The organism is Bacillus sp. N447-1, assembly GCF_022701035.1.
Taxonomy (GTDB): Bacteria; Bacillota; Bacilli; order Bacillales; family Bacillaceae_G; genus Bacillus_A; species Bacillus_A cereus.
Genome location: NZ_CP065509.1, coordinates 908,609 through 934,634, shown reverse-complemented (window position 1 = coordinate 934,634; position 26,026 = coordinate 908,609). Strand labels below are relative to the sequence as shown.

Here is a 26,026-nt window from a genome sequence, read left to right as displayed (position 1 = left end):
GAAATGGAGTGATTTTTTTATAGTTTTTGGTCGCCATATTCAGTTGATTATGCTAGTATAAATAGGGTTGATATAGTAGTATAGAGACAGAATGAAAACTGAAAGAGGGTAAGAAGTATGTGTGGTTTTGTAGGATGTTTATGTGAAAACCCTAGAGAGTTTTCAGAAACAGAAAAACATCAATTTGAAAATATGAACACGATGATTTTCCACCGTGGTCCAGATGACGAAGGATATTTTCGTGATGAACATGTACAATTTGGCTTCCGCCGTTTAAGCATCATTGACTTAGAGGCAGGACATCAGCCGCTAACTTATGAAAATGATCGATATGTAATTATTTTTAATGGTGAAATTTACAACTATGTAGAATTACGTGAAATGTTACTTGAAAAAGGTGCAACGTTTGCAACGCAATCTGATACAGAAGTTATCATTGCATTGTATGCACATATGAAAGAAAAATGTGTAGATTACCTTCGTGGTATGTTTGCATTTATGATTTGGGATCGTGAAGAAAAGAAACTTTTCGGTGCACGTGATCACTTCGGTATTAAACCTTTATACATCGCACAACAAGGTGATACTACATTCTTCGCATCTGAGAAGAAAAGTATTATGCATGTGATGGAAGATAAAGGCGTTAATCCAACGTCACTACAACATTACTTTACGTACCAATATGGTCCAGAGCCAGAAACTTTAACAATTGATGTTAATAAAATCGAGCCTGGTCATTATTTCGTAAAAGAAATCGGTAAAGAGATGGAAATCCATCGCTACTGGAAACCTTATTTCAACGCTTCAAGTGCAACGAAAGAGGAGCATATCCAAGCAATTCGTGATGTGTTATATGATTCAGTAAAAGTGCATATGCGTAGTGATGTACCAGTAGGTTCATTCTTATCTGGTGGTATCGATTCATCTATCATCGCTTCTATCGCAAGAGAAATGAATCCAAATCTTTTAACATTCTCTGTTGGTTTTGAGCAACGTGGTTTCAGTGAAGTTGATGTTGCGAAAGAAACTGCTGAGAAATTAGGCGTTAAAAACCATAACGTATTCATTTCAGCGAAAGAATTTATGGATGAGTTCCCAAAAATCATTTGGCATATGGATGATCCTTTAGCTGATCCAGCAGCTGTACCATTGTACTTCGTTGCGAAAGAAGCACGTAAACATGTAACAGTTGTTCTTTCTGGTGAAGGCGCAGACGAGCTATTTGGTGGTTATAACATTTACCGTGAGCCAAACTCACTAAAAATGTTCTCTTACATCCCTAGTCCAGGTAAGAGCGTTCTAAAAGCATTAAGTGGTGCTCTTAAAGAAGGATTTAAAGGTAAGAGCTTCCTAGAGCGTGGATGTACACCAATTGAAGAGCGTTACTATGGAAATGCTAAAATCTTCCGTGAAGAAGAAAAAGCTGAATTAATGAAGTATTACAATGAAAGTGTTAACTATATGGATATCACGAAACCATTGTATAACGAGATTAAAGATTATGATGATGTAAGTAAAATGCAGTACATTGACATGTTCACATGGTTACGCGGTGACATTTTATTAAAAGCTGATAAAATGACAATGGCAAACTCATTAGAACTTCGTGTACCGTTCTTAGATAAAGAAGTATTCGATGTTGCATCTAAAATTCCAACTGAATTTAAGATTGCTAACGGAACTACGAAAGCCATTTTACGTGAAGCAGCACGCGGAATCGTTCCAGATCACGTATTAGATCGTAAAAAACTTGGATTCCCAGTACCAATTCGTCACTGGTTAAAAGACGAAATGCATGATTGGGCTATAAATATTATAAACGAAAGTAAGACAGAGCATTTAATCGACAAACAGTATGTATTAAACTTACTGGAAGCACATTGTGCAGATAAAGGCGATTATAGCCGTAAAATTTGGACTGTACTTGCGTTTATGGTATGGCACCAAATTTATGTTGAGCATAAATACGATACGAATAAGTTCCATGAAGAAACAAAACGTGCGTATAGCTTAGTTTAATTAGAAAAACCTTAAGATCGCATACGGTCTTAAGGTTTTTTTCATAAATAGGAAGTATTATTGATACAATAATAGTAAAAGGATGGACAACATATGATTACGTTTGAGAAAGTTACTGTAGAAAATGAAAGCGTTGTTAAAGAAATGTTTAAATCGCATAGTTTAGGTGAGAAAAAGGTACAGTACTGTGTGAAAGTTGATGATACATATATTGGTGTAATAGATTATAGTGTACAAGAGGAACGGGCTGTTTTATCACAGCTAATTATTCATTTTGATTACCAAGGTTACGGTTATGGTACAAATACGTATTTTACATTTGAAGAAATGATGAAACAAAGAAATGTGAAAGAAATAAAAGTGCTACAAGAGAAATTAACAGAAAAGGCGAAGTCTTTCATAGAGAGTTTTGGTTTTACTTCAGAAGATGAAGAGTACGTAAAGAAAATATAACGATGATTATTTATGCGATACAATAAATATAAGGCAGGTGGATGTATGACGATGACTTCTGGTCTTGTATTAATTGGAGGGTGCTTTATAGTAGCAGAATTATGTCATATAATCATTCGGAAAAGAATGATTAAGAAAAAAAAGCCGTATGAATTACAATACGTCCCTGTCTTTTTCATTATGTTTTGTATGCTTAGTACATTACAAAATCTAATAAACTTTCCACCACTTGTAAATGTTTTTTTAAAGTTCGGTTTACTTTATAGTGGTGTTGGAATAGCACTTTTATTTATTTTATTTTGCATACGTTATGTTCACTATCAATCGTATATATTTATTTTAAATTGGTTAAAGCAAGATGATAGAAACCGCCTTACATAAGGCGGTTTTTTTATTTGCAATTGTAACAGAATTTGTACATTTCACATAAAATAGGACGAGTAGAAATGCAAACATATTACAAGAAAGGGGCGGGGCAATAAAATGAAACTTGTTATAGACGCAGGGCACGGTGGATATGATTCTGGTGCTGTTGGTAATGGTTTAGTAGAAAAAAACTTAACACTTCAAATTGCTAGACGCGTTCGAGACATTTTAACGGTAAATTACCCAATTACAATTAAAATGACACGTGATAGTGATGTGTTTATTTCTTTATCTGAACGTGCTAATATTGCTAATGCTTTCAGTGCGGATTATTTTATTTCATTTCATATTAATAGCGGCGGGGGTACAGGTTTTGAAAGTTATATTTATAATGCGTTATCCAATAGCAGCACTGCATATGCAAAGCAACAAAAAATGCATACAGCTGTCAATCCTGTATTAACAAAATATGGTCTTCGTGATCGAGGAGCAAAAAAAGAAAATTATGCGGTATTAAGAGAAACCGCAATGGATGCAATTTTAACTGAGACTGCTTTTATTGATACAGCTTTTGATGCAAATTTATTAAAAAATCCACAATTTATTGAAGATCTAAGTCAAGCGTATGCAAATGGAATAGCAGCTATTTTTGGAGTAACTCCAAATCCACAACCTCCTAACCCACAACCGACACCTCAAACGAAGGGAATCGCTTATGTTCTTGGGAAAAATGTAAATTTAAGAAATGGTCCATCAACTTCTTCCTCAGTTATTCGTCAATTAAATTCTCCAGAATCTTACGTTGTATATCAAGAAAGTAACGGATGGCTAGATTTGGGGAATGGACAATGGGTGTATAATGATCCTTCTTACATTAATTTTGTAAAGACAAGCAATAGTGATGGAAGCCCGATTGGGGTTGCATATATACAAGGGATGAATGTAAATTTAAGAAGTGGTCCATCAACTACATCTGCAGTTATCCGCCAATTAAATTCTCCAGAATCTTATTTAGTATATATAAATGAAAATGGTTGGTTAAACCTTGGGGGAAATCAGTGGGTATATAATGACTCAGCGTATATTAAGTATACTCAATATTAGGAATTGAAATGATAGTGCAATATGGATGCGTATCCTTGTTATGTATAACAAGGATACGCATTTTAATAACAACATTTTTTCATACTTATGCACTATGTTTTAAAAGAAACATTAGAAAAGCGGATAGAATCTAAATAGTATATATTAAAAAGTTTTCTGATATACATTGACAATGTATGTAAGATACATTAATCTTTAAATGTTAATGATAATCGATTTCATCTAGGAGGACATATGATACATACTAAAAACTAATTATGTTCTGCATTATGATACTCATGGTTGTAATTGCAGGATGTAGTAAAGAAGAGAAAAAAGAAAATAATATATCAGCGAAAGCAAAAGATTCATATACGGTAAAGCATGCAATGGGTGAAACGACAGTAAATGGTACACCTAAAAAAGTTGTTGTTTTAACAAATGAAGGCGCAGAGGCTCTCCTAGCTGTGGGCGTAACGCCAGTGGGGACTACGAAACCACGTGCTGGTGATGAATGGTATCCTCATTTAGCGAAAGAGTTAAAAAACACGGAAGTTGTAGGAACTGAACGTGATATTAATTTAGAGGCTGTAATGAAGCTTAAGCCAGATTTAATTATCGGAAATAAAATGCGTCATGAAAAAATATATGATCAGCTAAAAGAAATCGCACCAACTGTTTATGCAGAAACATTACGCGGTGATTGGAAAGAAAACTTTACACTTTATACAAAAGCTGTAAATAAAGAAAAAGAAGGGCAAAAAGCTCTTGATGATTATAAAAAACGCATTGAAGGAATGAAAGAGAAGTTAGGCGATAAATTGAATTCTAAAGTTTCTATTATTCGTTTCGTGCCAGGTGATGTTCGTATTTATCAAAAAAACTCATTCTCGGGCGTTGTTTTAAATGATATTGGATTTAAACGACCACCATTACAAGATAAAGATGATTTTGCGATAAAAGGAATTACAAAAGAGCAGATTCCAAATATGGACGGAGACTACTTATTCTATTTCACGTCTGATAAAGATGCAGATAAGAATAATGAAGGAAATTCGTTAGCGAAGGAATGGACAGAAGATCCACTCTTTAAGCAACTACAGGCTTCTAAAAATAATAAAGTATTCCAAGTGGATGAGGTAATCTGGAATACAGCAGGCGGTATTAAAGCTGCGAACCTTATGTTAGATGATATTGAAAAATATTTCCTTAAATAAATGATAAAATACATCACTTTTACGAAGTGATGTATTTTTAGTTTGTGAAAATACAGAAAATTCCTTCTTTCAGGGTGTCATAAGTTGTACAATAAAATCAATCATGTGATAAAGGAGTGGGGAAGAATGAAAGCTACTCATAAAGATTGGATCTTGTTTAATGGGAGAATGATTAATACGAAAGAAGAACAGCCGATGGTAGCATTAGAAGAGAGAGGCTTCCAATTTGGTGATGGGATTTATGAAGTATTTAGACTATACGATGGCAAGCCTCATTTATTAGATTTACATTTGGAACGATTCTTTAACTCTATGGCAGAAATAAAACTAATTCCACCATTTACGAAGGAAGAATTAGTAGAAGAGTTATATCAAATGATTGAAAAAAATCAATTTCAAGAAGATGGGAATGTATATTTACAAATATCAAGAGGTGCACAACCGCGCAATCATGTATATGAATCAGATTTACAACCGACATATTTTGCAAATCTTGTTTCGTTCCCAAGACCAGTTGCTTCAATGGAGGCAGGGATTAAGGTGACAGTAGAAGAGGACATCAGGTGGAAGTTTTGCCATATAAAATCTTTAAATTTGCTTCCTAATATCATGATCAAAAACAAAATAAATGAACAAGGGTATCAAGAAGCAATATTAGTACGAGATGGTATTGTGACTGAAGGGTGTCATTCCAATTTCTTTATCGTGAAGAATAATAAGTTGATTACACATCCAGCGGATCATTTCATTTTACATGGTATTACACGTCACTATGTAATTACATTAGCGAAAGAGTTACATATCGATGTAGAGGAACGAGAGTTTTCATTACAAGAAGTATATGACGCTGAGGAGTGCTTCTTTACAGCGACGCCACTTGAAATATTCCCAGTCGTTCAAATTGGTTATGAACAGTTCGGGGCTGGTGAAAGAGGACCAATTACGAAAAAACTACAAGCTGCATACGAAGAGAGTATTCGTTTGTTTAAAGTGACAAATTAATCATGAAGAAAAAAGCTGGTATTCTTCCGGCTTTTTTTCATGATATAATTCAAGCATAGGACAAGTGTTGAAAACGCTGTAAAAAGGGGATTTAATATATGAATTATGAAGATTTTAAAGAAGTAATTCACGGAAGACGAAGTGTTAGAAAGTTTACAGATCAAGAAGTATCTACTAATGATATAAAAGAAATAATTGATTGTGCTCGTTACGCACCAAGTGATACGAATTCACAAACGTGGGAATTCTTAGTTATCATGAATCGAGAGAAGATTAAAGAAATTGAACAAATGACGTGGGATGCATTACATAAACTTGCGGCAAAAGCAGCAGAAAATGGAGAAGAGAAAGCAGGGAAATTACTTACACGTTCTTTCGGACCATATGCAACAGCTTTCTCGGAGGCACCAGTATTAATCGTATGTTTGGCAACACCATATGAATCAAAGTTCCGTGAAAAGATATTTGATCCAATTGCTTTTGTTCCAAATTCAGTTTGGGAGGAAGAAGGCATTAAGAGTAGCTGTTTAGCGGCACAAAACTTAATGTTAGCTGCACATGCAAAGGGACTTGGTACTTGTCCAATGACAGGGCCAGTATTGCTAGCTCAAGATGAACTGCGCCAATATTTACAAGTTGAGCCTGAAAAACAAATAAATATGGTTATTTCACTCGGATTTCCGAAAGATAAACCGAAGAAACTTCCAAGAAAAGAAGTAGATGAGATTACAACGTTTGTTTTTTAATTGCTGTATAGAAAAGACATTGAATTAACAATGTCTTTTTATTTTTGAGGGTATGTAATTCATATGTTGGGCTAAAATGATAGATAAGAGGAAATTACTATTTATTTCATAAAAAAAATTAATGTTCTATTAAGGAAAGTATGATACATTAATCGTGAGCAAGATTCTATTTGTTCATGAAAGTGTTGAAAGTAGTCTCAAAATTTAAAAGTTATTTTTGTATAATAAATTATAATGAAGTTACAGGGGGGATGAATTTTGAAAAAATTCATAATCACTGGATTGTCTGTATTGTTATTAGTTGGTTGCGGTGCTCCACAGGAAAAAGAGGACGCGCAATCAAAACAGGAAGAACAAGTTGTAAACGCAAGTGATGAGAATATGGTTGTATTTCCTGAAGGAGCAATGTCAATTGGAGAAGGGAAAGTAAAAGTTATTACTCCAGATGGTACTTCTGAAAACGGCAATATACCGACTGTATTCATCAAAAAGGATACATTAATTCAGCAAGTTGAATTAGAACTTTCTAATTTTCAAAGTGATAAAGAAACATTCGTATTTGTAGATCAAATGTATACAGATAAACATCAAGTAACTAGTACAACGCAGACAACAGTGCAGTTAAAAGAAAAAACGCTGGAAACAGGTAGTCATACAATTACTGCAGTTCAGTATGAAAACAATGACCCGAAAGGAAAGGTTATTAGTTTTAATCAAGCAACATTTGAGACAAAACCTGCGTCTTAATAAGAATAAAAAGTACATTACTCAAAAAGTAGTGTGCTTTTTTGTTTGGACTAAAGTGGGCAAGAGTGAATAACTTATTTCATTTTCTAATACGATTAAATAGGAAGTAATCACTTGTTACTACTATGACAGAGAAAGAGGTTGAATACGTGAATCGGTGTATTCGTATCATTTTGATTAGCCTAATGATGGCAGTAATTTGGTTTACGATACAAGAGTTTATGCAAATAACGCTCAATTATCAAATTCATGACTTGTTAATAGGAGCTATTTGTTTTACCATTGTTTATCTATTATATGATAAACTCGGACTAAGGTAAGTTTCAGAAGAAAAATGTAGGTATTTCATTTGAAATGTCGAATAGTACATACGATGTCGTAATAACAAATTTTCTATTGTTTACTGTGAAACAGAAGAAGGAGAGATAGTGGTTATGAAACGAGCTCTTATTAATATTGATTATACATATGATTTTGTAGCGGAAAAGGGTGCTTTAACTTGCGGGAAACCAGGACAGGAAATTGAGAAGGAAATTGTACATATAACGAAGCAATATATTGAAAATGGAGATTACGTTGTCTTTGCTATTGATAAACATGAAGAAAATGATGTATATCATCCAGAATCAAAGTTATTCCCACCTCATAATATAGCTGGTACAAGTGGAAGAGATTTGTTTGGTGAATTACAAGATGTGTACGAAACATATAAAAATGCAGAGAATGTATATTATATGGACAAAACGCGATACAGTGCGTTTGCTGGAACGGATTTAGAGATGAAGCTAAGAGAAAGAGGAATAGAAGAAGTTCATCTTGTAGGTGTTTGTACTGATATTTGTGTTCTTCATACAGCAGTAGATGCTTATAATAAAGGGTTTAAAATTGTTGTTTATGAAAAGGCGGTTGCATCTTTTAATGCACAAGGGCATGAATATGCACTTGGACATTTTAAGTCATGCTTACATGCAGAAGTGAAGTGAAAAAAGAGGCCTTTAAAAAAGGTCTCTTTTATTTGTCCATGTTCATTGAAAACAGCTACAGCAGAGTGGTCTTGATCCGACAACTTTTCTAAGTTCTTCAATATATCCCATTGTATGTAACCTCCGTAAGAAAAAATAAGAGCAAATAAACTATTCGTTATTATGTAAATATATTCCTCTTTATAAGGGGAGAGATGACATATAACTTATTTGTTTTATTTGGTAAAATATACATCAAAAAAGGTCAAACGAAAACTTTGACCTTTTTTGACCAAATGTTATAATAAAGGCAGAAAGAGATAATCTTTCATTCATAAATAATAAGGAGGAAAAAATATGCGTAATTTATTTCCAGAGATAACAAAACGGCAAAATGGCATTTTTGATTTTGGGCCTTCTTTATTAGAAGGGATGACAGATGCTTTCTTTAAGCCACTGAACATGGATACTTTTAAAGTAGATGTTCATGAGCAATCTGGTAAATATACTGTGAAAGCAGATTTACCAGGTTTTCAAAAAGAAAACATTCAAGTTGATTTTGAACAAGATATATTAACGATCCAAGCAACGAATCATAATGAAGTAGACGAAAAAAATGAGAATGGCACATATATTCGTAAAGAACGTTCTATAGGTTCTGTAACTCGACGCTTTAATTTTAAACAAGTTGAGGAAGAAAATGTTAAAGCAAATTATAAAGATGGCGTACTGACAATTGAATTGCCAAAATTGAAAGAAGAAAAAAGTAGTAAGACAACAATTAATATTGAATAAAAGAGCTGATAAATTTGAAGTGACCCCTAAAAGTTAGACACGGTTATTTCATTAGGCAGCTTGATAAAAGTGAGTCCGGTATTGTACCGGGCTCATTTTTAATTTTGCCTTAATCCGTTTCGTATTATAATAATCTATATATTTTTTTAATTCTATTTTAAAGTGCTCTACATTTTCAAATTCTTTTATGTATAGGAACTCTGACTTCATAATCCCAAAGAAATTTTCTATTACTGCGTTGTCGTAACAGTTGCCTTTTCGAGACATACTCTGGACGATAGCTCTTGATTCAAGTGTCCGGACGTACTGTCTCATTTGATAATGCCATCCTTGATCCGAATGCATTAGTAGCTGGTGATTTTCAGGTAAGCGTTCTAATGCTTTCTCTAACATCTCTGAAACAAGTGAATACGTCGGTCTAGAACCAATTGTATAGGTAATAATTTCACCATTATACAAGTCTAATACAGGTGATACATACAGTTTCTCTCCAAACAATTTAAACTCTGTGATGTCCGTTACCCATTTTTGATTCGGGGCATCTGTATAAAAATTACGCTCTAAAATATTAGGTGCAATTTTACCGACTTTCCCTTTATAGGATTTATATTTCCTCATACGCACAACACACTTTAATCCAAGCTCTTTCATAATGCGCTGAACCTTCTTGTGATTCACTTTCTGATCACGATTCGTTAACTCATCACGAATGCGACGGTAGCCATAACGACCTTCATTTTCCTCATAAATTGCTTTAATTTCAGCTTTCAAATCGGCATCTTGATCCGGACGATTCATTTTCTTTACTAAATCATAATACGTACTCCGTGGAATACCAGCTAGCTCCACGAGTGCCTTCACTGAATATTTATGCCTTAATTCATAGACTACTTGTGCCTTGTCTTGTTTCGTGATTTTTCCTTGTTTTGAACTAAGGCATTCAACTTTTTTAAGTACTCATTTTCCATTTCAAGCTGTTGAATACGTGCTTCAAGTGCTTCGACTGACCCTTCAGCTAAAGCTTGTTTTACTTGTTTATTTGAATCTTTTTTCATGGATGGACGCCCCTTTTTCTTAGATTGAAGGGCATCAATTCCTTGTGTTTCGAGCTGTTTTCCAAACAGAAATCGTTGAAGGGCAGGAATGTTAAAGATAGCTGCCGTCTCAAATAAGGACATACCGTTTTCAATCATAAAGTTTAGTACGTCTAGTTTAAATTGTTGTGTGTAATTTGTACATCGTTTTAGAAAAGCTTCCATACCATTCTGTTTATATTGGTTTACCCAATTCAAAATAATTGTGTCACTTATACCAATCGATTTACCCATTTCTCGATAACTTTCATTTCCATTCAAATAACGTAGAACGATTTGTACTTTTTCATCAGCTGTAAATTTAGCCATAGAAAAACTGCACCTCCAATTGTTAGACTGTGTCTAACAATTGGGGTGCAGTTCAATTCAGCTCTTTTTTTACGTAGTTAATGAATAAATGAGTTGAAATCGTAATGAGATGAATAAAGTTTTAACGTATAAAAAAATTTCACGATTCGCTCCCCCTTAGGTTATTAAAAAGGGTATATTTAAAGGGAAAGGAAAAAGAACACCTAGACATACTGTTTAAGGTGAATTAGTAATAGAGTCAAAATACATAGTAAGGATAGTGGCATTTTAGATTAGGATAATAGATTTTTCTGGAACAAACTTAGGCGATTATGAATTTTTAATTAGTAAGGAAGTGGTTAAATGAGCTTATTAACGTATACTGAAGAATTTTTAATTATGTAAGAGAGTTTTTACTTTTAAGATTTTTACTATTTGCTTTAGTTTTAATCATTATTTCTTTTGTAATAAACCGTATTATTGATTGGTTTTTTAGGAAATCAAGCTTTTTTGATGAAGAGGTAGAGCAGACGATTCAAAGTGTAATTCGATCTATTTTTAGATATATCATTATCATCAGTCTTATCATATATTTAATTAGCCAATTTGTAGATATAAAAAGTATTATTGCAGGTGCAGGGATAGCTGGAGTTGTCATCGGTTTTGCTGCACAACAGATGCTAAAAGATGTTATATTAGGCTTTGCAAGATTAGCGGACAAAGAGTTTCGGGTTGGTGATTTTGTAACTTTTAACGGAACAAATTCAGGAACTATTGAAGAGATTAGTATTCGTTTTATGCAAATTCGTGAATGGTCAGGAAAACTACTTACCATCCCGCACGGAGAGATTAGAACGATACAAAATTTTAATAAAGGATGGATGCGTGTAATTGAACGCATCACGGTAAGTTATCAGGAAGATCCAACAAGAGTGAAGGAATTGTTAGAAGAAGTATGTGTTATATGCAATGAAGAATTGAATCAAACTCTTTATAGAGTAGAGGATGAGGCTGTTGAACCATTTAAATACGTCGGTGTTACAGACTTAAATCCTAACTTGAAATATGTTGGCTATGAATTTTGTATTACAGGTTTAATAAAGCCAGAAGATTATTTTGAAACTTCTAGACAAGTAAGATTTGAATTAATGTCTATGTTCCATAAGAATCAAGTGCAAATGCCAGCAGCGAATATGGTTGTTACTACTGAAGGTTTACAGCATATCCATGGTGGACAATCTTTATCGGACAGCTAAAGTAGAATCGTTTGTTAACAAAAATTCTGCTTCCAACATTGGATAGAATAACAATAATAAAATGATTGATATAAAGAAAGGGCTGAAGGAATTCGGTTCTTTTTTTATTTATAGAATTTAGAAATTTCTTAATGTTATAATTGTAGTTGGTGATGAGAATGAACTTTGAAGAAAAAGAGATGCGTCGTTTAGAAGCATTAAAAGAAATTGCTGAATTATTAAATGAAGCAACAAACTTACAGGATATGTTAGAAAAAGTGTTGCATACATTGTTACAAGTAATGAATTTACAAACAGGGTGGATATTCTTTATTGATGAAAGTGGAAAGCACAGCATGCTTGTAGACGAAAATTTACCAGAGGCTCTTACGTGGCAAAAGAAGAAGCCGATGTGCGAAGGAAACTGTTGGTGTGTAGAACGTTTTGTGAATGGGAGATTGGAAAAAGCGACTAATATTATTGAATGTAAGCGAATAGAAGATGCAATTGAATGTAATTGGGGAGAGACAGAAGATGTTACACATCATGCGACAATTCCGCTTAGGTCTGGATCAGAAAAATTTGGTCTACTAAATGTGGCTGCACCTCATAAGACTCATTTTTCTGAGGAAGAGTTAGCGTTATTAGAATCAATTGCATTTCAAATTGGAACGACAATACAACGTATTCAATTAGTTGAGAAAGAACGTAAATATGTAGTGGTAGCGGAAAGAAATCGACTTGCACGTGATTTACATGATTCAGTAAAACAATTGTTATTTTCTATTATGCTAACAGCGAAAGGTACTCTGAATATGGCGCAAGATAGAGAATTGCAAGAGATGTTAAGTTATATTGGGGAATTATCACAAGAAGCATTACAAGAGATGACGCTATTAATTTGGCAATTAAGACCTGAAGGATTGGAGAAAGGATTAGCAGAAGCAATTCAAAATTACGGGAAGTTATTAGGAGTTCAAGTGGAAGTTCGAATTGATGGGATGGTTTCAATTGGGGATGAAATAGAAGAAGTTTTATGGCGTATTAGCCAAGAGGCGCTACATAATTGTAAAAAGCATGCTTCGTGTGAAAAGGTACATATTCTTTTGAAAATAGAAAATAACCAGTTACATTTTTACATAGAAGACAATGGAATAGGATTTATACAAGAACAAGTAAGGGGATCAGCACTTGGCCTGAAAAGTATGAAGGAACGTATTCAGTTAATGAAGGGGTCGTTTCAAATTATAACAGAGCTGAAAAAGGGTACAAAAATAGAAATTCAATTGCCGATTTGAAGGGGAGAATAAGGTTGAAGATTAAACTGCTACTAGTTGAGGACCATCATATCGTTCGAAGAGGACTTGTATTCTTTTTGAAAACGAGAGAAGAATTTGAAATTATTGGGGAAGCGGAAAATGGCGAAGAGGCATTACATTTCATGCAAAAAGAAAGACCAGATGTCGTACTAATGGATGTATCGATGCCGAAAATGGATGGAATTGAGGCAACAAAACGTCTAAAGCAATATGATGAGACAATAAAGGTACTTATATTAAGTAGTTTTTCAGAGCAAGATTATGTTATACCAGCACTTGAAGCTGGAGCAGATGGTTATCAATTAAAAGAAGTACAACCTGAGCAACTTGTCGCTTCTATTATTGCAGTACATCAAGGAAATGCGAATTTTCACCCGAAAGTAACACCTGCATTAATGGGGCGTTCTGCAGTAAAGAAGGAAGTAGAAAATCCTTTTTCAATGTTAACGAAAAGAGAGCAAGAGGTACTTCGCGAAATTGCGAAAGGAAGAAGCAACAAGGAGATTGCAGCAGAACTTCATATTACAGAACAAACTGTGAAAACACACGTTTCAAACGTTTTAGCTAAATTGGAAGTGGATGATCGTACGCAAGCCGCATTATACGCAGTGAAACATGGAGAGAATTATTCATAAGCATGAATAATTCTGTTATATCGTATGACAGAATACATAGGAGCAATTAAAATTTATAGTAATCCCTAATATAGGTTTTTCTTCTTTCGATAATTAGGTACAATAAAGTGAAACTCTAATCAGTGGGGGACCATCCCCACTGATGATTAGTTTAACTAATCGGTTTTTACAGGATAAAGCTACGATGGAAGGGGAGGATATGCTATGCCTGGTACAAGAAGTGGGATTGGAAAGATTCAGGCTTCGTTAAATGGTTTATCACCGAAATTGCGAAGTATTGCCGAACATATTTTGAAACATCCACAAGATGTTGTACATAAATCTATTACAGAATTAGCTGAAGTTACGAATAGTTCCGAAGCTACGATATTCCGCTTATGTAAAAACCTTGGTTTGCAAGGTTTTCAAGATTTAAAGATTACATTAGCTCGTGAAATTGTACATACACCGATGCAAAATATTCATGAAGAGGTATCAGCAGAAGATAGTATGGTAACTGTTGCTAAAAAAGTTTTTCATTCGCATATTACAGGACTGCAAGATACTTTACATTTGCTTAATGAAACGGCACTTGAGCAGGCTGTACGAGCCTTACAAGAAGCAAGTCGAATTGAGTTTTATGGAAATGGTGGCTCTGGTATTATTGCAATGGATGCGTATCATAAGTTTATGAGAACGGGTATTTCTTGTATCGCTCATACTGATTCGCATTTTCAAATTATGGGAGCAGGTTTACTCTCAGAAAATTCAGTTGTTATTGGTATTTCTCATTCTGGTAGCAATAAAGGATTACTTGAAGCGTTAGAAGTAGCGAAAGCAAGAGGAGCCAAAATTATTGCGATTACGAGCTATAAGAAATCAGCATTAAGTCAACTTGCTGATATAACGTTATATACATCAACACGTGAGACTGAATTCCGCACAGAAGCAAGTTCATCACGATTAGCACAGTTAAGCTTATTAGATACTTTGTATGTAGGGTTGTCGTTGCAGCGACAAGAGGAAACTCTAAAAAATTTACAAAGTATACGTGAAACGATTTCGATGAAGCGAATATAAAAAAAGCTCTTCAAATGAAGAGCTTTCAGACTGTAGACAAACTATTTTTGGAGAGTTCAAATGCTAAAAATAGTTTGTTTCTTATTTTAGGGATAATTTATCCAATGGAATTTATATGTAGTGCTTTCTATACTATAATTTACTATAAGTGAGGAAGATGTCTTATGAAAATATCTGTTTATGTTGCAAGTGCATTTAGCAAGGAGCATAAAGGCGGAAATAAAGCAGGAGTGGTATTTATTGAGAATACAAATACATTGACCACTACTCAAAAAATCGAAATAGCCAAACAACTGGGTTATGCGGAAACCGCATTTATATCAGAATCTGAAATTGCTGATTATAAATTTGAGTATTTTACTCCAAAAGAAGAAGTTGATTTATGTGGTCATGCCACAATTGGCTCTTTCGCGATACTGATGTATTTAAATAAACTTTTCAGGAATCGCTATACGATTGAAACGAACAGCGGTGTTCTTACTATCACTATAAAAGATGACATCATATTCATGGAACAAAATAAACCGAGATTCTATGATGTTGTATCTCCAAACGAGTTCATCGACTGTTTTGATAGTAAAGATATAGACAATAAATACCCAATTCAAATTGTCTCCACTGGCTTAAAAGATATTTTAATTCCTATAAAAAGCGAAATACAATTACATGCACTGCAACCTAATTTTGAAAAAATTAAAGAAATCAGCAAGTATTATAATGTTGTCGGGATGCATTTATATACTTTTAATGACAATCGAATTATATGCAGAAATTTTGCTCCACTATACGACATTAATGAAGAAGCAGCGACTGGAACTTCAAACGGTGCATTAGCTTGCTATCTTTATGAACAGCACTATTTGCAAAAAGAAGTCTATGTATTTGAACAAGGTTATTCTTTACACTCACCTTCCGAAATATTAGTTAAATTAGCAACCAATAGCAAGAATAAAATAGAAAAAGTTTATGTTGGTGGCAAAGGCTATTACTGTGAAACTAAGTGTTTAAATATAGAGAATATTGAGTGAAGAGCTTTTTTATCGATGAGAAGTTTGTTACTTTATTTTCTTTTAGAAATGTATGACTTACTTATAGTCAGTGATAAACTCTCATTTTTAAAAATTTAAAATAAAGACCGATTTATGTAATAATTCAAATATTGTTCATAATTTCACAAATTGTTTATGAAGTGTCATGTTATGATGAAGATGTAATGATGATTGAACACTTAAATTTGGTACAATAACTAGCCAAAGTAGTGAAGAAAGTAGTTGTGAGATAAACTCATTAAAATGCTAAAACACTAAAGGGGAGATCACATATGAAAGCAGTAGTGGTTAATAAAAACAGCAAAGCAAACATCGAAGTGATTGAAAAAGAATTACGTCCGTTACACTCAGGTGAAGCGTTAGTAGATGTAGAGTATTGTGGAGTTTGCCACACTGATTTACACGTTGCGAATCATGATTTTGGTAACACTGATGGCCGTATTCTTGGTCATGAGGGTGTAGGTATTGTTACGAAAATAGCTGATGATGTTACTTCACTAAAGATAGGTGACCGTGTAAGTATTGCATGGATGTTCCAATCTTGTGGACGTTGTGAATATTGCGTAACTGGTAGAGAAACATTTTGCCGTGAAGTTAAAAACGCTGGTTATTCAGTGGATGGTGGTATGGCTGAACAATGTATCGTTACAGCTGATTATGCGGTAAAAGTACCAGAAGGATTAGATCCTGCTCAAGCATCATCAATTACTTGTGCTGGTGTAACTACATATAAAGCTATTAAAGTATCAGATATTAAACCTAGTCAACCTATTGTAATCTATGGCTGCGGTGGATTAGGTAACTTAGCTATCCAATATGCTAAAAATGTATTTGGTGCAAAGGTAATCGCAGTAGACATTAATGACGATAAATTAGCCTTAGCGAAAGAAGTTGGTGCTGATATGACTATCAATCCAATTTCTCAAGGTCCTGCTGATAAAATTGTGCAAGAGAAGTTTGGTGGCGCTTATGCTGCGGTAGTAACAGCAGTCTCTAAAGTAGCCTTTAACTCAGCAGTTGATGCAGTACGTGCTTGCGGTAAAGTAGTTGCAGTAGGGCTACCAGTAGAAACAATGGACTTAAACATCCCACGACTTGTACTGGATGGAATTGAAGTAGTTGGTTCTCTAGTTGGTACTCGTAAAGATTTGGAAGAGGCGTTTATGTTTGGGGCAGAAGGAAAAGTAGTGCCGGTTGTTCAAACTTGTTCGCTAGATAAAGTACAAAATGTATTCGAAGAAATGGAACAAGGTAGAATTCAAGGGCGTATGGTAATTGATTTTAAAAAACATAATTGTGATTGCAAATAATTCACTTTAAATATAAAAAACATGAGTCTAGCAAAGGACATGTAAAAAAGTTAGACAGCATAAGAAGATGATCCCTGTATTTAATAGGGATCATCTTCTTTATTTCCTACTAATATCGATGCCAATTAATACTTCATTAATGAGAAATGATTAAAGGTTTACTTTATTTGCAAACGAAAAGGAATCTTTATGTTTAACAAATTTTTTATGATCTGGAACGTTTTGAATTGCTACAATTTGCGAATCTCTTGCTTTCAGTGCATCTTGAATCCCGATGGTCATAAGCTTAATAAATAGAATCGTAATAAAGAATGAAGCGAGAGTATAAAAAATAATCCACCATGAAAGATTCATTTCATTACGATTTAATCCAATAAGACCTGCCCAATCATTAGATAGAGAAACAGGTTTGAGCACTCCGTCATAGAGTTCACGCATTTGTATGCCGCCAATTACAATGTTAAGCAACGCTAAATGGATAACGAGTATGAGTGTTTGGACGATATGTTCCATAAATAATACAAATAAGCGGTCAAGTAATAAGACTCGTAAGTGTTTTTTTATAATATGAAAACGACTAGCCCCCAGTAATTGTGAACTTAAGATGTAATCTTGTTTCATAAATTCATCAACCTCTGAGGATATGTATAAAGAAAGTGTAGGCAGAGCGACGAAAATAAGTACGAGTACTTGATAAAACGTAAATGAAATATTTGGATCTACCCCATCAGCATTTGATGTGATTATAATATTAACGGGCGTGATGAGTATGAATGCGATAAATAGAGTTGGAATGTAATAAAAAACTTCTGAGCATGACTGGAAAAATCTCTTGAGTTTTGGAGCAAATAAACTTAAGAGGATTCCTATACATGTTCCGCATAAAATTCGAAAGAAGCTAATTGCCATGGCTAATAAAATAGTGAATTTTGCTCCTTCTACAATTTGTAAGAAAACAGACTCTCCAAAACGATCAGATCCAAAAGGTGGAATTAACGATGGCGGAAAGGGGGCCTTCCCAAGTAATTCGTTATTGTCATTGTAAAGTAACTGAGGAGGTTTTGGGATGTTATCTTTAAAGAACCAACTATAAATAAAACTAGCTGAAATAAGTATGAATAGATAAGTAAAGCCGATTAAAAAGCGTTTTGATTTCCAAATAGATTTCATAATGATACTCCTTTCAATTGCTTTTTCCATCTATTCATCATGAATGAGACTATTTGGAAAATAGCATAAAATGGTAAAATAATCATAACAAGTATGATAAATGCAGCTGGAGGTGAAACAAACGCCTTATTAAATAAAAATTGAATAATGCCTTCCATATTAAAAACAAATTCTAAAATGAATAAATTAGAAAGTAAGAAAACAAAAATCGTTTTTAAATGGTGGAAGAAGTGGATAGATATATTTTTGAATAAATGAATGCATAGTATATAACTTGATGAAAGGCCTTTTCCATATGCAACCTCTACGTAATGTTTTCCTTGCTCTTCTTTTATGTATAACACCATCATCCGAAACATTTGTAATGTAGGTAAGACAGCTAATGATAAAATAGGGAGTAAATAAGCTCGATTTTCATTAAAGGAAATAATAGTGACAGGAGATTCCCCAAATTTCTGAAGTACCCATATGAAAAATATTTGCAAACAGATCATCATCATCATATCAGGGACAGCTTCTAATATGAACACAATTCGGTTTATCCATTTTTTTATATAATCTTTTGCTAAAAAATAAAAAAATGCCATGCTAGATGATAAAAAGAGAGCAAGAAAAAAGGCTAAAAATAATATAGTAAATGAATATAGGTAAGGTTCTAAAACAGTTGGAAATAATGGTGTTTTTTTGAAATGGCCAAACTTCGGGTCTGATCCTATAATCACTAATGATTCAGGGGAAAAAACTTGTTTTAACATAGTAACGGTCTGATTAAAAAAATAAATTGGTTGAAAGGTAAATCCTTGTTGAGTGATAAATAAATAAGGTAAATTTAATAATAGTAAGAGTGATAAAAGAATTGATGAAAGCTTAATTGTGAATTGAGATATTTTATTTAACATTAAATCCCTCCGACATCTTTTTACAACATTATACAATAAATTTCGTGTTATTGTTTTTATTTTTCTGAAAAATAAAAATACTTTTCGGTTTTATAGTATGCAAGATATATTTACAAGATAAAAAAGTGATAGTAGGGGGCCACGCTCTATGTTTATCAAGATAAAAGACTAGTGAACCTAAAACAATAAATATGAGTAAAATGCACAGAATTCTCATTCTGCGGTTAGTTACTTTTCTTGGCTTGATGGTGATGTTACGTGACCGCTAAAAATGAATATTGCTTTTCAACTTTTTCTTCAAGCAAATAAGTAGAACGTATGGAGGATTATGTATGTGTTGTTAATGAGAGGAAAGAGTGTATTGCGTAACGAATATAACGTAATTTTACCGCATGGAAAAGCTAAATTTAGTATATAAGTGAAATGGAATGAGGGGATTTATTTTTGGTATGAAAAAAATTTTCTTTTTATAACTTGATAAATGAAAAAATATTTTATATACTAATTCATGTAAACGGTTTACTAAATCGTATTTTGCTAGTAATGAAGGGAAGATTCGCATGGAAACAAGGGGGAGAGTAATCGGGATTGATATCGGTACCACAAGTACAAAAACGGTTGTGTTCACAGAAAAAGGAAAAGTCATTGCATCACATGCAATCGATTACCCAATTATTCAACCGAATGTAGGATGGGCTGAGCAAGATCCTGATGTAATATGTGCCGCTGTATACAAAAGTGTAAGCGTTGCCATTGAAAAAGGTAATGTATTACCAGAAGATATTTCTTCAATCGGTATTAGTACAGCTATGCACGCATTAATTGCAGTAGATGAAAATGGTGCGCCATTAACGCGTTCTATCATTTGGGCAGATAATCGAAGTACGAAGCAATCAGAAAAATTATTACAACAAATGAATGGGCATGAAATTTATAGACGTACAGGTACACCGATTCATCCGATGTCACCACTTTCTAAATTGTTATGGATGAAAGAAGAGGAACCAGAGTTATATACAAGTGCCTATAAATTCATTTCCATTAAAGAGTATGTGATTTACCAATTATTTTCACGCTACGTAGTTGATTATTCGATTGCTTCTGCTACAGGGTTATTTAATTTAGAAACATTAAACTGGGATGAAGATGTTTTAACTATGTTACATATGTCATCAGAAAAATTATCAACCCCTGTACCAACTACATATATTTTATCAGGTATGAAGCCAGAGTTAGCACAGAAGATGGGGATAAGTGCAGAAACACCAATTGTCATCGGAGCAAGTGATGGGGTTCTTGCAAATGTAGGAGTTGGTGCGATATCACCGGGTGCGGCTGCAATTACGATTGGAACGAGTGGTGCGGTTCGAACAATCTCATCAAATATAAATACAGATGAGAAAGGGAGAACGTTTTGTTACGCATTAACAGATGAGCACTGGGTAATCGGTGGTCCAACGAATAACGGCGGAATATTACTGAGATGGTTACGTGATGAATTTGGTAGTCCAGAGCAAGAAGTAGCAAGAAAGCTCGGCATTGATCCTTATGATTTATTAATTAAATATGCAGAAAGCGTACCAGCTGGAGCGGATGGGCTATTGTTCTTACCTTTCTTATCTGGAGAACGCGCACCTTACTGGAATGCAAATGCTCGTGGTACATTCTTTGGAATCAATCTTCAACATAAGCGAGAACATTTTATACGTGCAGTGATGGAAGGTGTTTGTATGAGTGTATATTCAGTAGCACTCGCAATCAGGGATTGTACAGGGCCACTTACTGAAATACGAGTTTCAGGAGGGTTTGCAAAATCTGCATTTTGGAGACAAATGTTGTCCGATATGATGGGAAAAGAATTGCTTGTACCTGAAAGTCATGAAGCATCTGCGCTTGGGGCAGCGGCAGTTGCTTTATATGCTGTAGGAAAAATTGATTCTCTTGAAGAGGTAAAGGATTGGATTGATATTGTCCATCACCATGTACCGAATAAAGAAAATACGGCTATATATTTAGAAATGTTTTATATGTATGAACGACTTTACAATCGCTTGAAAGAAGAATTTGATTGTATAGCTGCTTTCCAACGTAAACAATAGGGGGATTGGGAGAAATGGTAGTTGGGATCGTACTAGCGGCAGTTGTCATACTACTTTTACTTATTACGGTAGTAAAATGGCATCCATTTGTCGCATTAATTTTAACAGCAATTGGTGTAGGATTAGCAATGGGAATGCCTTTAATTGGAACTTCACCAAAAGATCCAGGGATTATTGATTCTATTAAACTAGGGCTTGGTAATACATTAGGGTTTTTAGCAATAGTTTTAGCACTAGGAACGATGCTTGGAAAAATGATGGCCGAATCTGGTGGTGCTGAACGTATCGCTAACACATTAATTAATCGTTTTGGGAAGAAACGAGTTCACTGGGCGATGATGTTCGTTGCATTTTTAGTAGGGATTCCGGTATTTTTCCAAGTTGGATTTGTACTATTAATTCCGTTAGTATTTACAATTGCGTTAGAAACTGGGGTATCACTTATTACAATTGGTATTCCGCTAGTAGCAGGACTGTCAGTCGTACACGGACTTGTTCCACCGCATCCAGCGGCAATGGCGGCAGTTGGTATTTTTAAAGCAGATGTGGGGAAGACAATTTTATATGCGTTAATTGTCGGACTTCCAACTGCAATTATTTCAGGTCCACTTTACGGGAAATGGATTGGTGCTCGTATACATAAGGAAGTACCATTAGATATAGCGGAGCAATTTGTTGAAAAAGATAATAAAAAAGAGCTTCCTAGCTTTTGGAATACATTGTTTACAATTTTACTTCCAGTATTTCTTATGCTTGGTGCATCAATAGCAGAAGTTGCATTAAATAAAACGAGTCAACTAGCACAAGTATTACACTTTATTGGAGATCCGATTGTGGCTTTATTAATTGCAACCATTTACTCTTTCTTTAGTCTTGGATATGCAAAAGGTTTCTCAAAAGATAAAGTGTTACAATTTACAAATGATTGCCTTGGACCTATTGCAAACATATTGTTAGTGATTGGTGCAGGCGGCGCATTTAATAAAGTATTATTAGATTCTGGAATTGGAACGACAATTGCAGATATGGCGAAAGAATCACATATTTCACCGATATTATTAGGGTGGGGAATTGCGGCACTAATCCGAATTGCAACTGGATCGGCAACTGTTTCTATGATGACAGCAGCTGGTATTGTTGCGCCGATTGCAGCAAGCACACCAGGTGTAAATGTTGAATTATTAGCACTTGCAACTGGTGCAGGGTCATTAATTTTATCACACGTGAATGATTCAGGATTTTGGATGATTAAAGAGTATTTCGGAATGACTGTGAAAGAAACATTATTAACATGGACTGCAATGGAGACTATATTATCTGTAGTAGCACTTGGGCTAATTTCGATATTAAATATATTTGTATAGAATAGGAGATTGATTAATATGAAACTAGGTTTAATTGGATTAGGAAAAATGGGATTTCCATTAGCTGAACACTTATATGAAGACAAGCATGAAGTAGTTGTATACGATGTAAATAAAGAGCTTGTTGAAAAGGCAGGAAAACTAGGAATTACTGCACGTCATACATTAAAAGAAATGATTGCTGAACTAGAAGCTCCTCGTACAATTTGGGTAATGGTGCCTGCAGGAGAAGTTGTAGAGTCAGTACTAAAAGATGTATATCCATTATTAGATGAAGGTGATATCGTTATTGAAGGCGGAAATTCATTCTATAAAGATACGTTACGCCGTGCTGAAGAAGCAAAAAGCTTCGGATTACATTATGTAGATATCGGTACATCAGGCGGTGTAGAAGGAGCTAGATACGGTGCTTGCTTAATGGTTGGTGGAGAAAAAGAAATTTACGACCAATTAGAACCTTTATTTAAAGATTTAGCAGTAGAAAATGGCTATTCTTATGCTGGCCGTGTTGGTAGTGGTCATTTCTTGAAAATGGTTCATAACGGTATTGAGTACGGCATGATGCAAGCAATCGCTGAAGGATTTGAAGTACTAGATAAGAGTGACTTTGATTTCAATTATGAAGATGTTGCAAAAGTATGGGCTAACGGATCAGTTATCCGTGGTTGGTTAATGGACTTAACTGAAAAAGCATTTGCAGAAGATCCGAAACTAGATGGCATTAAAGGTGTAATGAACTCTTCAGGAGAAGGAAAATGGACTGTTGAAACTGCACTTGAACTTCAAGCTGCAGCACCAGTTATCGCTATGTCATTATTTATGCGCTATCGTTCTCAGGAAGATGATACATTCCATGGAAAAGTAGTTTCAGCATTACGTAATCAGTTCGGTGGACATGAAGTTGTGAAAAAATAAGGATGTTTTTAAAAAGAAACTTGTGTATAAGCGCAAGTTTCTTTTTTATAGTTTAAGAAATTACTAATTTAAAAATACCAATCAATCATCGTTTTTTTGTCACAAATGATAGCTTCGACGTTCATTGAATGAACAATATATTCTATATTTTCTTCTTTAGCTAATAATAAGGTTGTAAAGGAATCGTATATACTCATAAACGCATACTCATTATCTTCGCCAGTAATAATTAACTCATTATTGCTAATGTCCCAAATATCTAATGGAGTAGTATTATTTACCTGTAATAATCCGTTTGTATCAAGAATTGGTTCAGAGAAATATAGATTTTTTGCACCTTTAGAACCGAGGAGTTTAAGTAATTTGTGTAATAAAAATATAGACGTATAATCTTCTGTTGGATAATAAAGATCTTTTTTAAGTTTGAATGTAGCTTTTCAGCTAAATCCTCTCTTTTATATTCTTCTGAAAGGGCACTAATGGAAGTCAACATGGCCATTGCTAGGTCTGCGTATGAATGTAATCCACTACAAGACATCATTTCCTTCCAAGAAACGGATTTCCCATTATAAATGATTTCTTCAGCGCTAGGATAGATGTGCTCATATGGTCTTTTTCTCACAGACTTTTCCCATTCTAAAGGCATTTGGATAAAAGGATATAGCAATATAGCTGCAGATTTAAAGTTTCTTGGTAGTTGTTCTAAAATTGGTGATTTGTCATCTAGCCAAATGTAATCCAACAAAATATAACCTCCTCTTAGACTTTGAAATGTACGGATTCCCGTATTATGTTTTTTGTATTGATTGTATCAAATATAAAGCGAAGCATGAAATATGTCCCAACATAAAAGTAAGAATAAATAAAATGAAGTTTTCATAAATAGTAAAAGGGTGCTTATGTCATCAGTATAGCTAAGAAATGTTGTTACATATGAGAAGAGCGTGTTAATAAAATATGAGGTGGTTAAATGGGAAATGAGCAAGTGAAGTCTGTAAAGGAAGAAAAAAAGTTATGTCTTTGTATGATCGTTAAAAATGAGTCTAGAATTATGGAAAGATGTTTAAATGCAACAAAATCAATTGTAGACTTTGTTTCTATTTGTGATACTGGATCGACGGATAATACGCCTGAAATTATTGAAAATTGGTGTAAGGAAAATGAGATACCTGGGACGGTTCATCATGAGCCGTTTAAAAACTTTGGTTATAACAGAAGCTTAGCTGTTTCGTTAGCGCAAAAAACATACCCAGAAGCAGATTATTTATTAATATTAGATGCGGATATGATTTTAGAGGTTGATCCGAATTTCGATAAAACGAGCTTAACGGAAGATCATTATCTTACATTACAATATGATGTTCATATTAAATATTGGCTTACACGTCTTTTAAAAGCTTCTTTACCATGGAAATCTGTCGGTGTTACTCATGAGTATTGGGATATAGATCGTTCAAAAGTTGGAGCGAATTACAATACGAGGGTAGCTCGGTTAGAGACTCTTGTCGTGAATGATCCCGGAGATGGCGGGAGCAAAGCTGATAAATTTGAAAGAGATGAGAGGTTGTTGTTACAGGGAATAAACGACCCAGAAACAACGCCAGATTTGCATATAAGATATTTATTTTATTTAGCTCAGACTTATTTTCATTTAAGTCAATTTGAGAATTCAATTAAATGGTATAAAAAACGTGTGGAAGCAGGAGGATGGGTTGAAGAGGTATTCTATTCGTTATTGCGAATAGGATTTTGTTATGAGCAGTTAGCAAATCGTTCAGCAAATAAACAAAATGAAGTGACAGATGCTGATGAAAAAGAAACTGTTAAAGGGCAAGAAGAGCAATATTTAGCGTTAGCTGTTTTTTATTTTCAAAAAGCTTGGGAATATAGACCAACCCGGGCTGAACCATTATACCAACTTGCAAGGTTGTATCGATTACGATCTCAAAACAATATTGCTTTGATGTATGCTCTGCAAGGGAAGGAAATTCCTTTTCCAAAGGATGATCTACTATTTGTAGATTATCATGTGTATGATTACTTATTTGACTATGAAATTTCTATTAGTGCTTTCTATATACCTCATAAAAAACATTTAGGGGCGGTGTCGCAAAAGTATTTGGAATCGATAAAAGAAAAGATTCCATTTCATATAGCAAATATAGTAGAGAATAATGCGAAATTTTATTAAATACATTTT

At 34.1% G+C, this 26,026-nt stretch carries 23 protein-coding genes and 2 pseudogenes; 21 read left to right on the top strand and 4 right to left on the bottom strand.

What is annotated here, in order from left to right; translation table 11 throughout:
• Nucleotides 1–117 precede the first annotated feature (117 nt).
• The 11 genes from asnB (at nucleotide 118) to IQ781_RS04555 (ending at nucleotide 9,390) form a co-directional block, all read left to right on the top strand.
• Nucleotides 118–2,019: an asparagine synthase (glutamine-hydrolyzing) gene (gene asnB / locus IQ781_RS04600; protein WP_000333816.1), complete on the top strand. Its 1,902-nt coding sequence runs from the start codon at nucleotides 118–120 to the stop codon at nucleotides 2,017–2,019.
• Nucleotides 2,020–2,112: 93 nt separating this feature from the next.
• A complete protein-coding gene (locus IQ781_RS04595) occupies nucleotides 2,113–2,472 on the top strand; it encodes a GNAT family N-acetyltransferase (RefSeq protein WP_000627523.1) in 360 nt (119 codons plus the stop codon).
• Nucleotides 2,473–2,523: 51 nt separating this feature from the next.
• Nucleotides 2,524–2,853: a hypothetical protein gene (locus tag IQ781_RS04590; protein WP_000200455.1), complete on the top strand. Its 330-nt coding sequence runs from the start codon at nucleotides 2,524–2,526 to the stop codon at nucleotides 2,851–2,853.
• Nucleotides 2,854–2,955: 102 nt separating this feature from the next.
• On the top strand, nucleotides 2,956–3,942 hold the full coding sequence (locus IQ781_RS04585; protein WP_000779892.1) for an N-acetylmuramoyl-L-alanine amidase: 987 nt from the start codon (nucleotides 2,956–2,958) through the stop codon (nucleotides 3,940–3,942).
• A 257-nt stretch (nucleotides 3,943–4,199) separates the two neighbouring features.
• Nucleotides 4,200–5,138: an ABC transporter substrate-binding protein gene (locus IQ781_RS04580; protein WP_242808243.1), complete on the top strand. Its 939-nt coding sequence runs from the start codon at nucleotides 4,200–4,202 to the stop codon at nucleotides 5,136–5,138.
• A gap of 126 nt (nucleotides 5,139–5,264) precedes the next feature.
• Nucleotides 5,265–6,140 carry a D-amino-acid transaminase gene (gene dat / locus IQ781_RS04575; protein WP_065211746.1) on the top strand — a complete coding sequence of 292 codons (876 nt, stop codon included), beginning with the start codon at nucleotides 5,265–5,267 and terminating at the stop codon, nucleotides 6,138–6,140.
• A gap of 98 nt (nucleotides 6,141–6,238) precedes the next feature.
• A complete protein-coding gene (locus IQ781_RS04570) occupies nucleotides 6,239–6,886 on the top strand; it encodes a nitroreductase family protein (RefSeq protein ID WP_001105288.1) in 648 nt (215 codons plus the stop codon).
• A gap of 258 nt (nucleotides 6,887–7,144) precedes the next feature.
• Entirely contained in the window at nucleotides 7,145–7,633 is a 489-nt protein-coding gene (locus IQ781_RS04565; protein ID WP_000713496.1) for a putative periplasmic lipoprotein, read from the top strand.
• Nucleotides 7,634–7,758: 125 nt separating this feature from the next.
• A complete protein-coding gene (locus IQ781_RS28275) occupies nucleotides 7,759–7,953 on the top strand; it encodes a hypothetical protein (RefSeq protein ID WP_017674122.1) in 195 nt (64 codons plus the stop codon).
• A gap of 114 nt (nucleotides 7,954–8,067) precedes the next feature.
• Nucleotides 8,068–8,616: a cysteine hydrolase family protein gene (locus IQ781_RS04560; protein ID WP_000816763.1), complete on the top strand. Its 549-nt coding sequence runs from the start codon at nucleotides 8,068–8,070 to the stop codon at nucleotides 8,614–8,616.
• Between the two features lie 336 nt (nucleotides 8,617–8,952).
• Entirely contained in the window at nucleotides 8,953–9,390 is a 438-nt protein-coding gene (locus tag IQ781_RS04555) for an Hsp20/alpha crystallin family protein (protein ID WP_001245055.1), read from the top strand.
• Nucleotides 9,391–9,441: 51 nt separating this feature from the next.
• Here IQ781_RS04555 and IQ781_RS04550 read toward each other — a convergent pair.
• Nucleotides 9,442–10,793, bottom strand: a protein-coding gene (locus IQ781_RS04550) for an IS3 family transposase (RefSeq protein ID WP_242808199.1) whose coding sequence is annotated in 2 segments (ribosomal slippage) — nucleotides 9,442–10,343 and nucleotides 10,343–10,793 — 1,353 coding nt in all. Because the reading frame shifts where the segments join, the coding sequence is not laid out codon by codon here.
• A gap of 342 nt (nucleotides 10,794–11,135) precedes the next feature.
• Here IQ781_RS04550 and IQ781_RS04545 point away from each other — a divergent pair.
• From IQ781_RS04545 to adhP, 6 genes and pseudogenes are all read left to right on the top strand, one after another.
• A pseudogene (locus tag IQ781_RS04545) lies at nucleotides 11,136–12,028 on the top strand (mechanosensitive ion channel family protein).
• A gap of 158 nt (nucleotides 12,029–12,186) precedes the next feature.
• A complete protein-coding gene (casK, locus tag IQ781_RS04540) occupies nucleotides 12,187–13,305 on the top strand; it encodes a two-component system sensor histidine kinase CasK (RefSeq protein ID WP_139846919.1) in 1,119 nt (372 codons plus the stop codon).
• 14 nt (nucleotides 13,306–13,319) lie between these two features.
• Nucleotides 13,320–13,961 carry a two-component system response regulator CasR gene (casR, locus tag IQ781_RS04535; RefSeq protein ID WP_000694623.1) on the top strand — a complete coding sequence of 214 codons (642 nt, stop codon included), beginning with the start codon at nucleotides 13,320–13,322 and terminating at the stop codon, nucleotides 13,959–13,961.
• Between the two features lie 204 nt (nucleotides 13,962–14,165).
• Complete coding sequence (locus IQ781_RS04530; RefSeq protein WP_001119646.1) at nucleotides 14,166–15,020, top strand: MurR/RpiR family transcriptional regulator; 855 nt, start codon at nucleotides 14,166–14,168, stop codon at nucleotides 15,018–15,020.
• Nucleotides 15,021–15,184: 164 nt separating this feature from the next.
• Nucleotides 15,185–16,048, top strand: a complete 864-nt coding sequence (locus IQ781_RS04525; RefSeq protein ID WP_000704350.1) for a PhzF family phenazine biosynthesis protein — start codon at nucleotides 15,185–15,187, stop codon at nucleotides 16,046–16,048.
• Nucleotides 16,049–16,341: 293 nt separating this feature from the next.
• Nucleotides 16,342–17,379, top strand: coding sequence for an alcohol dehydrogenase AdhP (adhP, locus tag IQ781_RS04520; protein WP_000649120.1), 1,038 nt, complete (start codon nucleotides 16,342–16,344; stop codon nucleotides 17,377–17,379).
• 150 nt (nucleotides 17,380–17,529) lie between these two features.
• Here the strand turns inward: adhP and IQ781_RS04515 are convergent, their stop codons facing one another.
• Nucleotides 17,530–18,549, bottom strand: a complete 1,020-nt coding sequence (locus IQ781_RS04515) for an ABC transporter permease (RefSeq protein ID WP_000836565.1) — start codon at nucleotides 18,547–18,549, stop codon at nucleotides 17,530–17,532.
• On the bottom strand, nucleotides 18,546–19,448 hold the full coding sequence (locus IQ781_RS04510) for an ABC transporter permease subunit (protein WP_000932683.1): 903 nt from the start codon (nucleotides 19,446–19,448) through the stop codon (nucleotides 18,546–18,548). The genes IQ781_RS04515 and IQ781_RS04510 overlap by 4 nt, the downstream gene beginning before the upstream one ends.
• Before the next feature lie 560 nt (nucleotides 19,449–20,008).
• On the opposite strand from IQ781_RS04510, the gene gntK reads away from it, so the two are divergent.
• The 3 genes from gntK to gnd are packed head-to-tail and all read left to right on the top strand — an operon-like array spanning nucleotide 20,009 to nucleotide 23,826.
• Nucleotides 20,009–21,547: a gluconokinase gene (gene gntK, locus IQ781_RS04505; RefSeq protein WP_000450003.1), complete on the top strand. Its 1,539-nt coding sequence runs from the start codon at nucleotides 20,009–20,011 to the stop codon at nucleotides 21,545–21,547.
• 14 nt (nucleotides 21,548–21,561) lie between these two features.
• Nucleotides 21,562–22,911: a GntP family permease gene (locus IQ781_RS04500; protein WP_000260208.1), complete on the top strand. Its 1,350-nt coding sequence runs from the start codon at nucleotides 21,562–21,564 to the stop codon at nucleotides 22,909–22,911.
• Between the two features lie 18 nt (nucleotides 22,912–22,929).
• Complete coding sequence (gene gnd, locus IQ781_RS04495) at nucleotides 22,930–23,826, top strand: phosphogluconate dehydrogenase (NAD(+)-dependent, decarboxylating) (RefSeq protein ID WP_000765995.1); 897 nt, start codon at nucleotides 22,930–22,932, stop codon at nucleotides 23,824–23,826.
• A gap of 68 nt (nucleotides 23,827–23,894) precedes the next feature.
• Here gnd and IQ781_RS04490 read toward each other — a convergent pair.
• Nucleotides 23,895–24,657 (bottom strand): annotated as a pseudogene (locus IQ781_RS04490) (DUF2711 domain-containing protein).
• A 139-nt stretch (nucleotides 24,658–24,796) separates the two neighbouring features.
• Here IQ781_RS04490 and IQ781_RS04485 point away from each other — a divergent pair.
• A complete protein-coding gene (locus IQ781_RS04485; RefSeq protein ID WP_000526219.1) occupies nucleotides 24,797–26,017 on the top strand; it encodes a glycosyltransferase in 1,221 nt (406 codons plus the stop codon).
• The last annotated feature ends 9 nt before the right edge of the window (nucleotides 26,018–26,026 follow it).

What these genes read in the sequence shown, in the direction of transcription:
- asnB (WP_000333816.1), top strand. Translation starts at nt 118, where the DNA reads ATGTGTGGTTTTGTAGGATGTTTATGTGAAAACCCTAGAGAGTTTTCA.
- IQ781_RS04595 (WP_000627523.1), top strand. Translation starts at nt 2,113, where the DNA reads ATGATTACGTTTGAGAAAGTTACTGTAGAAAATGAAAGCGTTGTTAAA.
- IQ781_RS04590 (WP_000200455.1), top strand. Translation starts at nt 2,524, where the DNA reads ATGACTTCTGGTCTTGTATTAATTGGAGGGTGCTTTATAGTAGCAGAA.
- IQ781_RS04585 (WP_000779892.1), top strand. Translation starts at nt 2,956, where the DNA reads ATGAAACTTGTTATAGACGCAGGGCACGGTGGATATGATTCTGGTGCT.
- IQ781_RS04580 (WP_242808243.1), top strand. Translation starts at nt 4,200, where the DNA reads ATGTTCTGCATTATGATACTCATGGTTGTAATTGCAGGATGTAGTAAA.
- dat (WP_065211746.1), top strand. Translation starts at nt 5,265, where the DNA reads ATGAAAGCTACTCATAAAGATTGGATCTTGTTTAATGGGAGAATGATT.
- IQ781_RS04570 (WP_001105288.1), top strand. Translation starts at nt 6,239, where the DNA reads ATGAATTATGAAGATTTTAAAGAAGTAATTCACGGAAGACGAAGTGTT.
- IQ781_RS28275 (WP_017674122.1), top strand. Translation starts at nt 7,759, where the DNA reads ATGACAGAGAAAGAGGTTGAATACGTGAATCGGTGTATTCGTATCATT.
- IQ781_RS04560 (WP_000816763.1), top strand. Translation starts at nt 8,068, where the DNA reads ATGAAACGAGCTCTTATTAATATTGATTATACATATGATTTTGTAGCG.
- IQ781_RS04555 (WP_001245055.1), top strand. Translation starts at nt 8,953, where the DNA reads ATGCGTAATTTATTTCCAGAGATAACAAAACGGCAAAATGGCATTTTT.
- casK (WP_139846919.1), top strand. Translation starts at nt 12,187, where the DNA reads ATGAACTTTGAAGAAAAAGAGATGCGTCGTTTAGAAGCATTAAAAGAA.
- IQ781_RS04530 (WP_001119646.1), top strand. Translation starts at nt 14,166, where the DNA reads ATGCCTGGTACAAGAAGTGGGATTGGAAAGATTCAGGCTTCGTTAAAT.
- IQ781_RS04525 (WP_000704350.1), top strand. Translation starts at nt 15,185, where the DNA reads ATGAAAATATCTGTTTATGTTGCAAGTGCATTTAGCAAGGAGCATAAA.
- adhP (WP_000649120.1), top strand. Translation starts at nt 16,342, where the DNA reads ATGAAAGCAGTAGTGGTTAATAAAAACAGCAAAGCAAACATCGAAGTG.
- IQ781_RS04515 (WP_000836565.1), bottom strand. Translation starts at nt 18,549, where the DNA reads ATGAAATCTATTTGGAAATCAAAACGCTTTTTAATCGGCTTTACTTAT.
- IQ781_RS04510 (WP_000932683.1), bottom strand. Translation starts at nt 19,448, where the DNA reads ATGTTAAATAAAATATCTCAATTCACAATTAAGCTTTCATCAATTCTT.
- gntK (WP_000450003.1), top strand. Translation starts at nt 20,009, where the DNA reads ATGGAAACAAGGGGGAGAGTAATCGGGATTGATATCGGTACCACAAGT.
- IQ781_RS04500 (WP_000260208.1), top strand. Translation starts at nt 21,562, where the DNA reads ATGGTAGTTGGGATCGTACTAGCGGCAGTTGTCATACTACTTTTACTT.
- gnd (WP_000765995.1), top strand. Translation starts at nt 22,930, where the DNA reads ATGAAACTAGGTTTAATTGGATTAGGAAAAATGGGATTTCCATTAGCT.
- IQ781_RS04485 (WP_000526219.1), top strand. Translation starts at nt 24,797, where the DNA reads ATGGGAAATGAGCAAGTGAAGTCTGTAAAGGAAGAAAAAAAGTTATGT.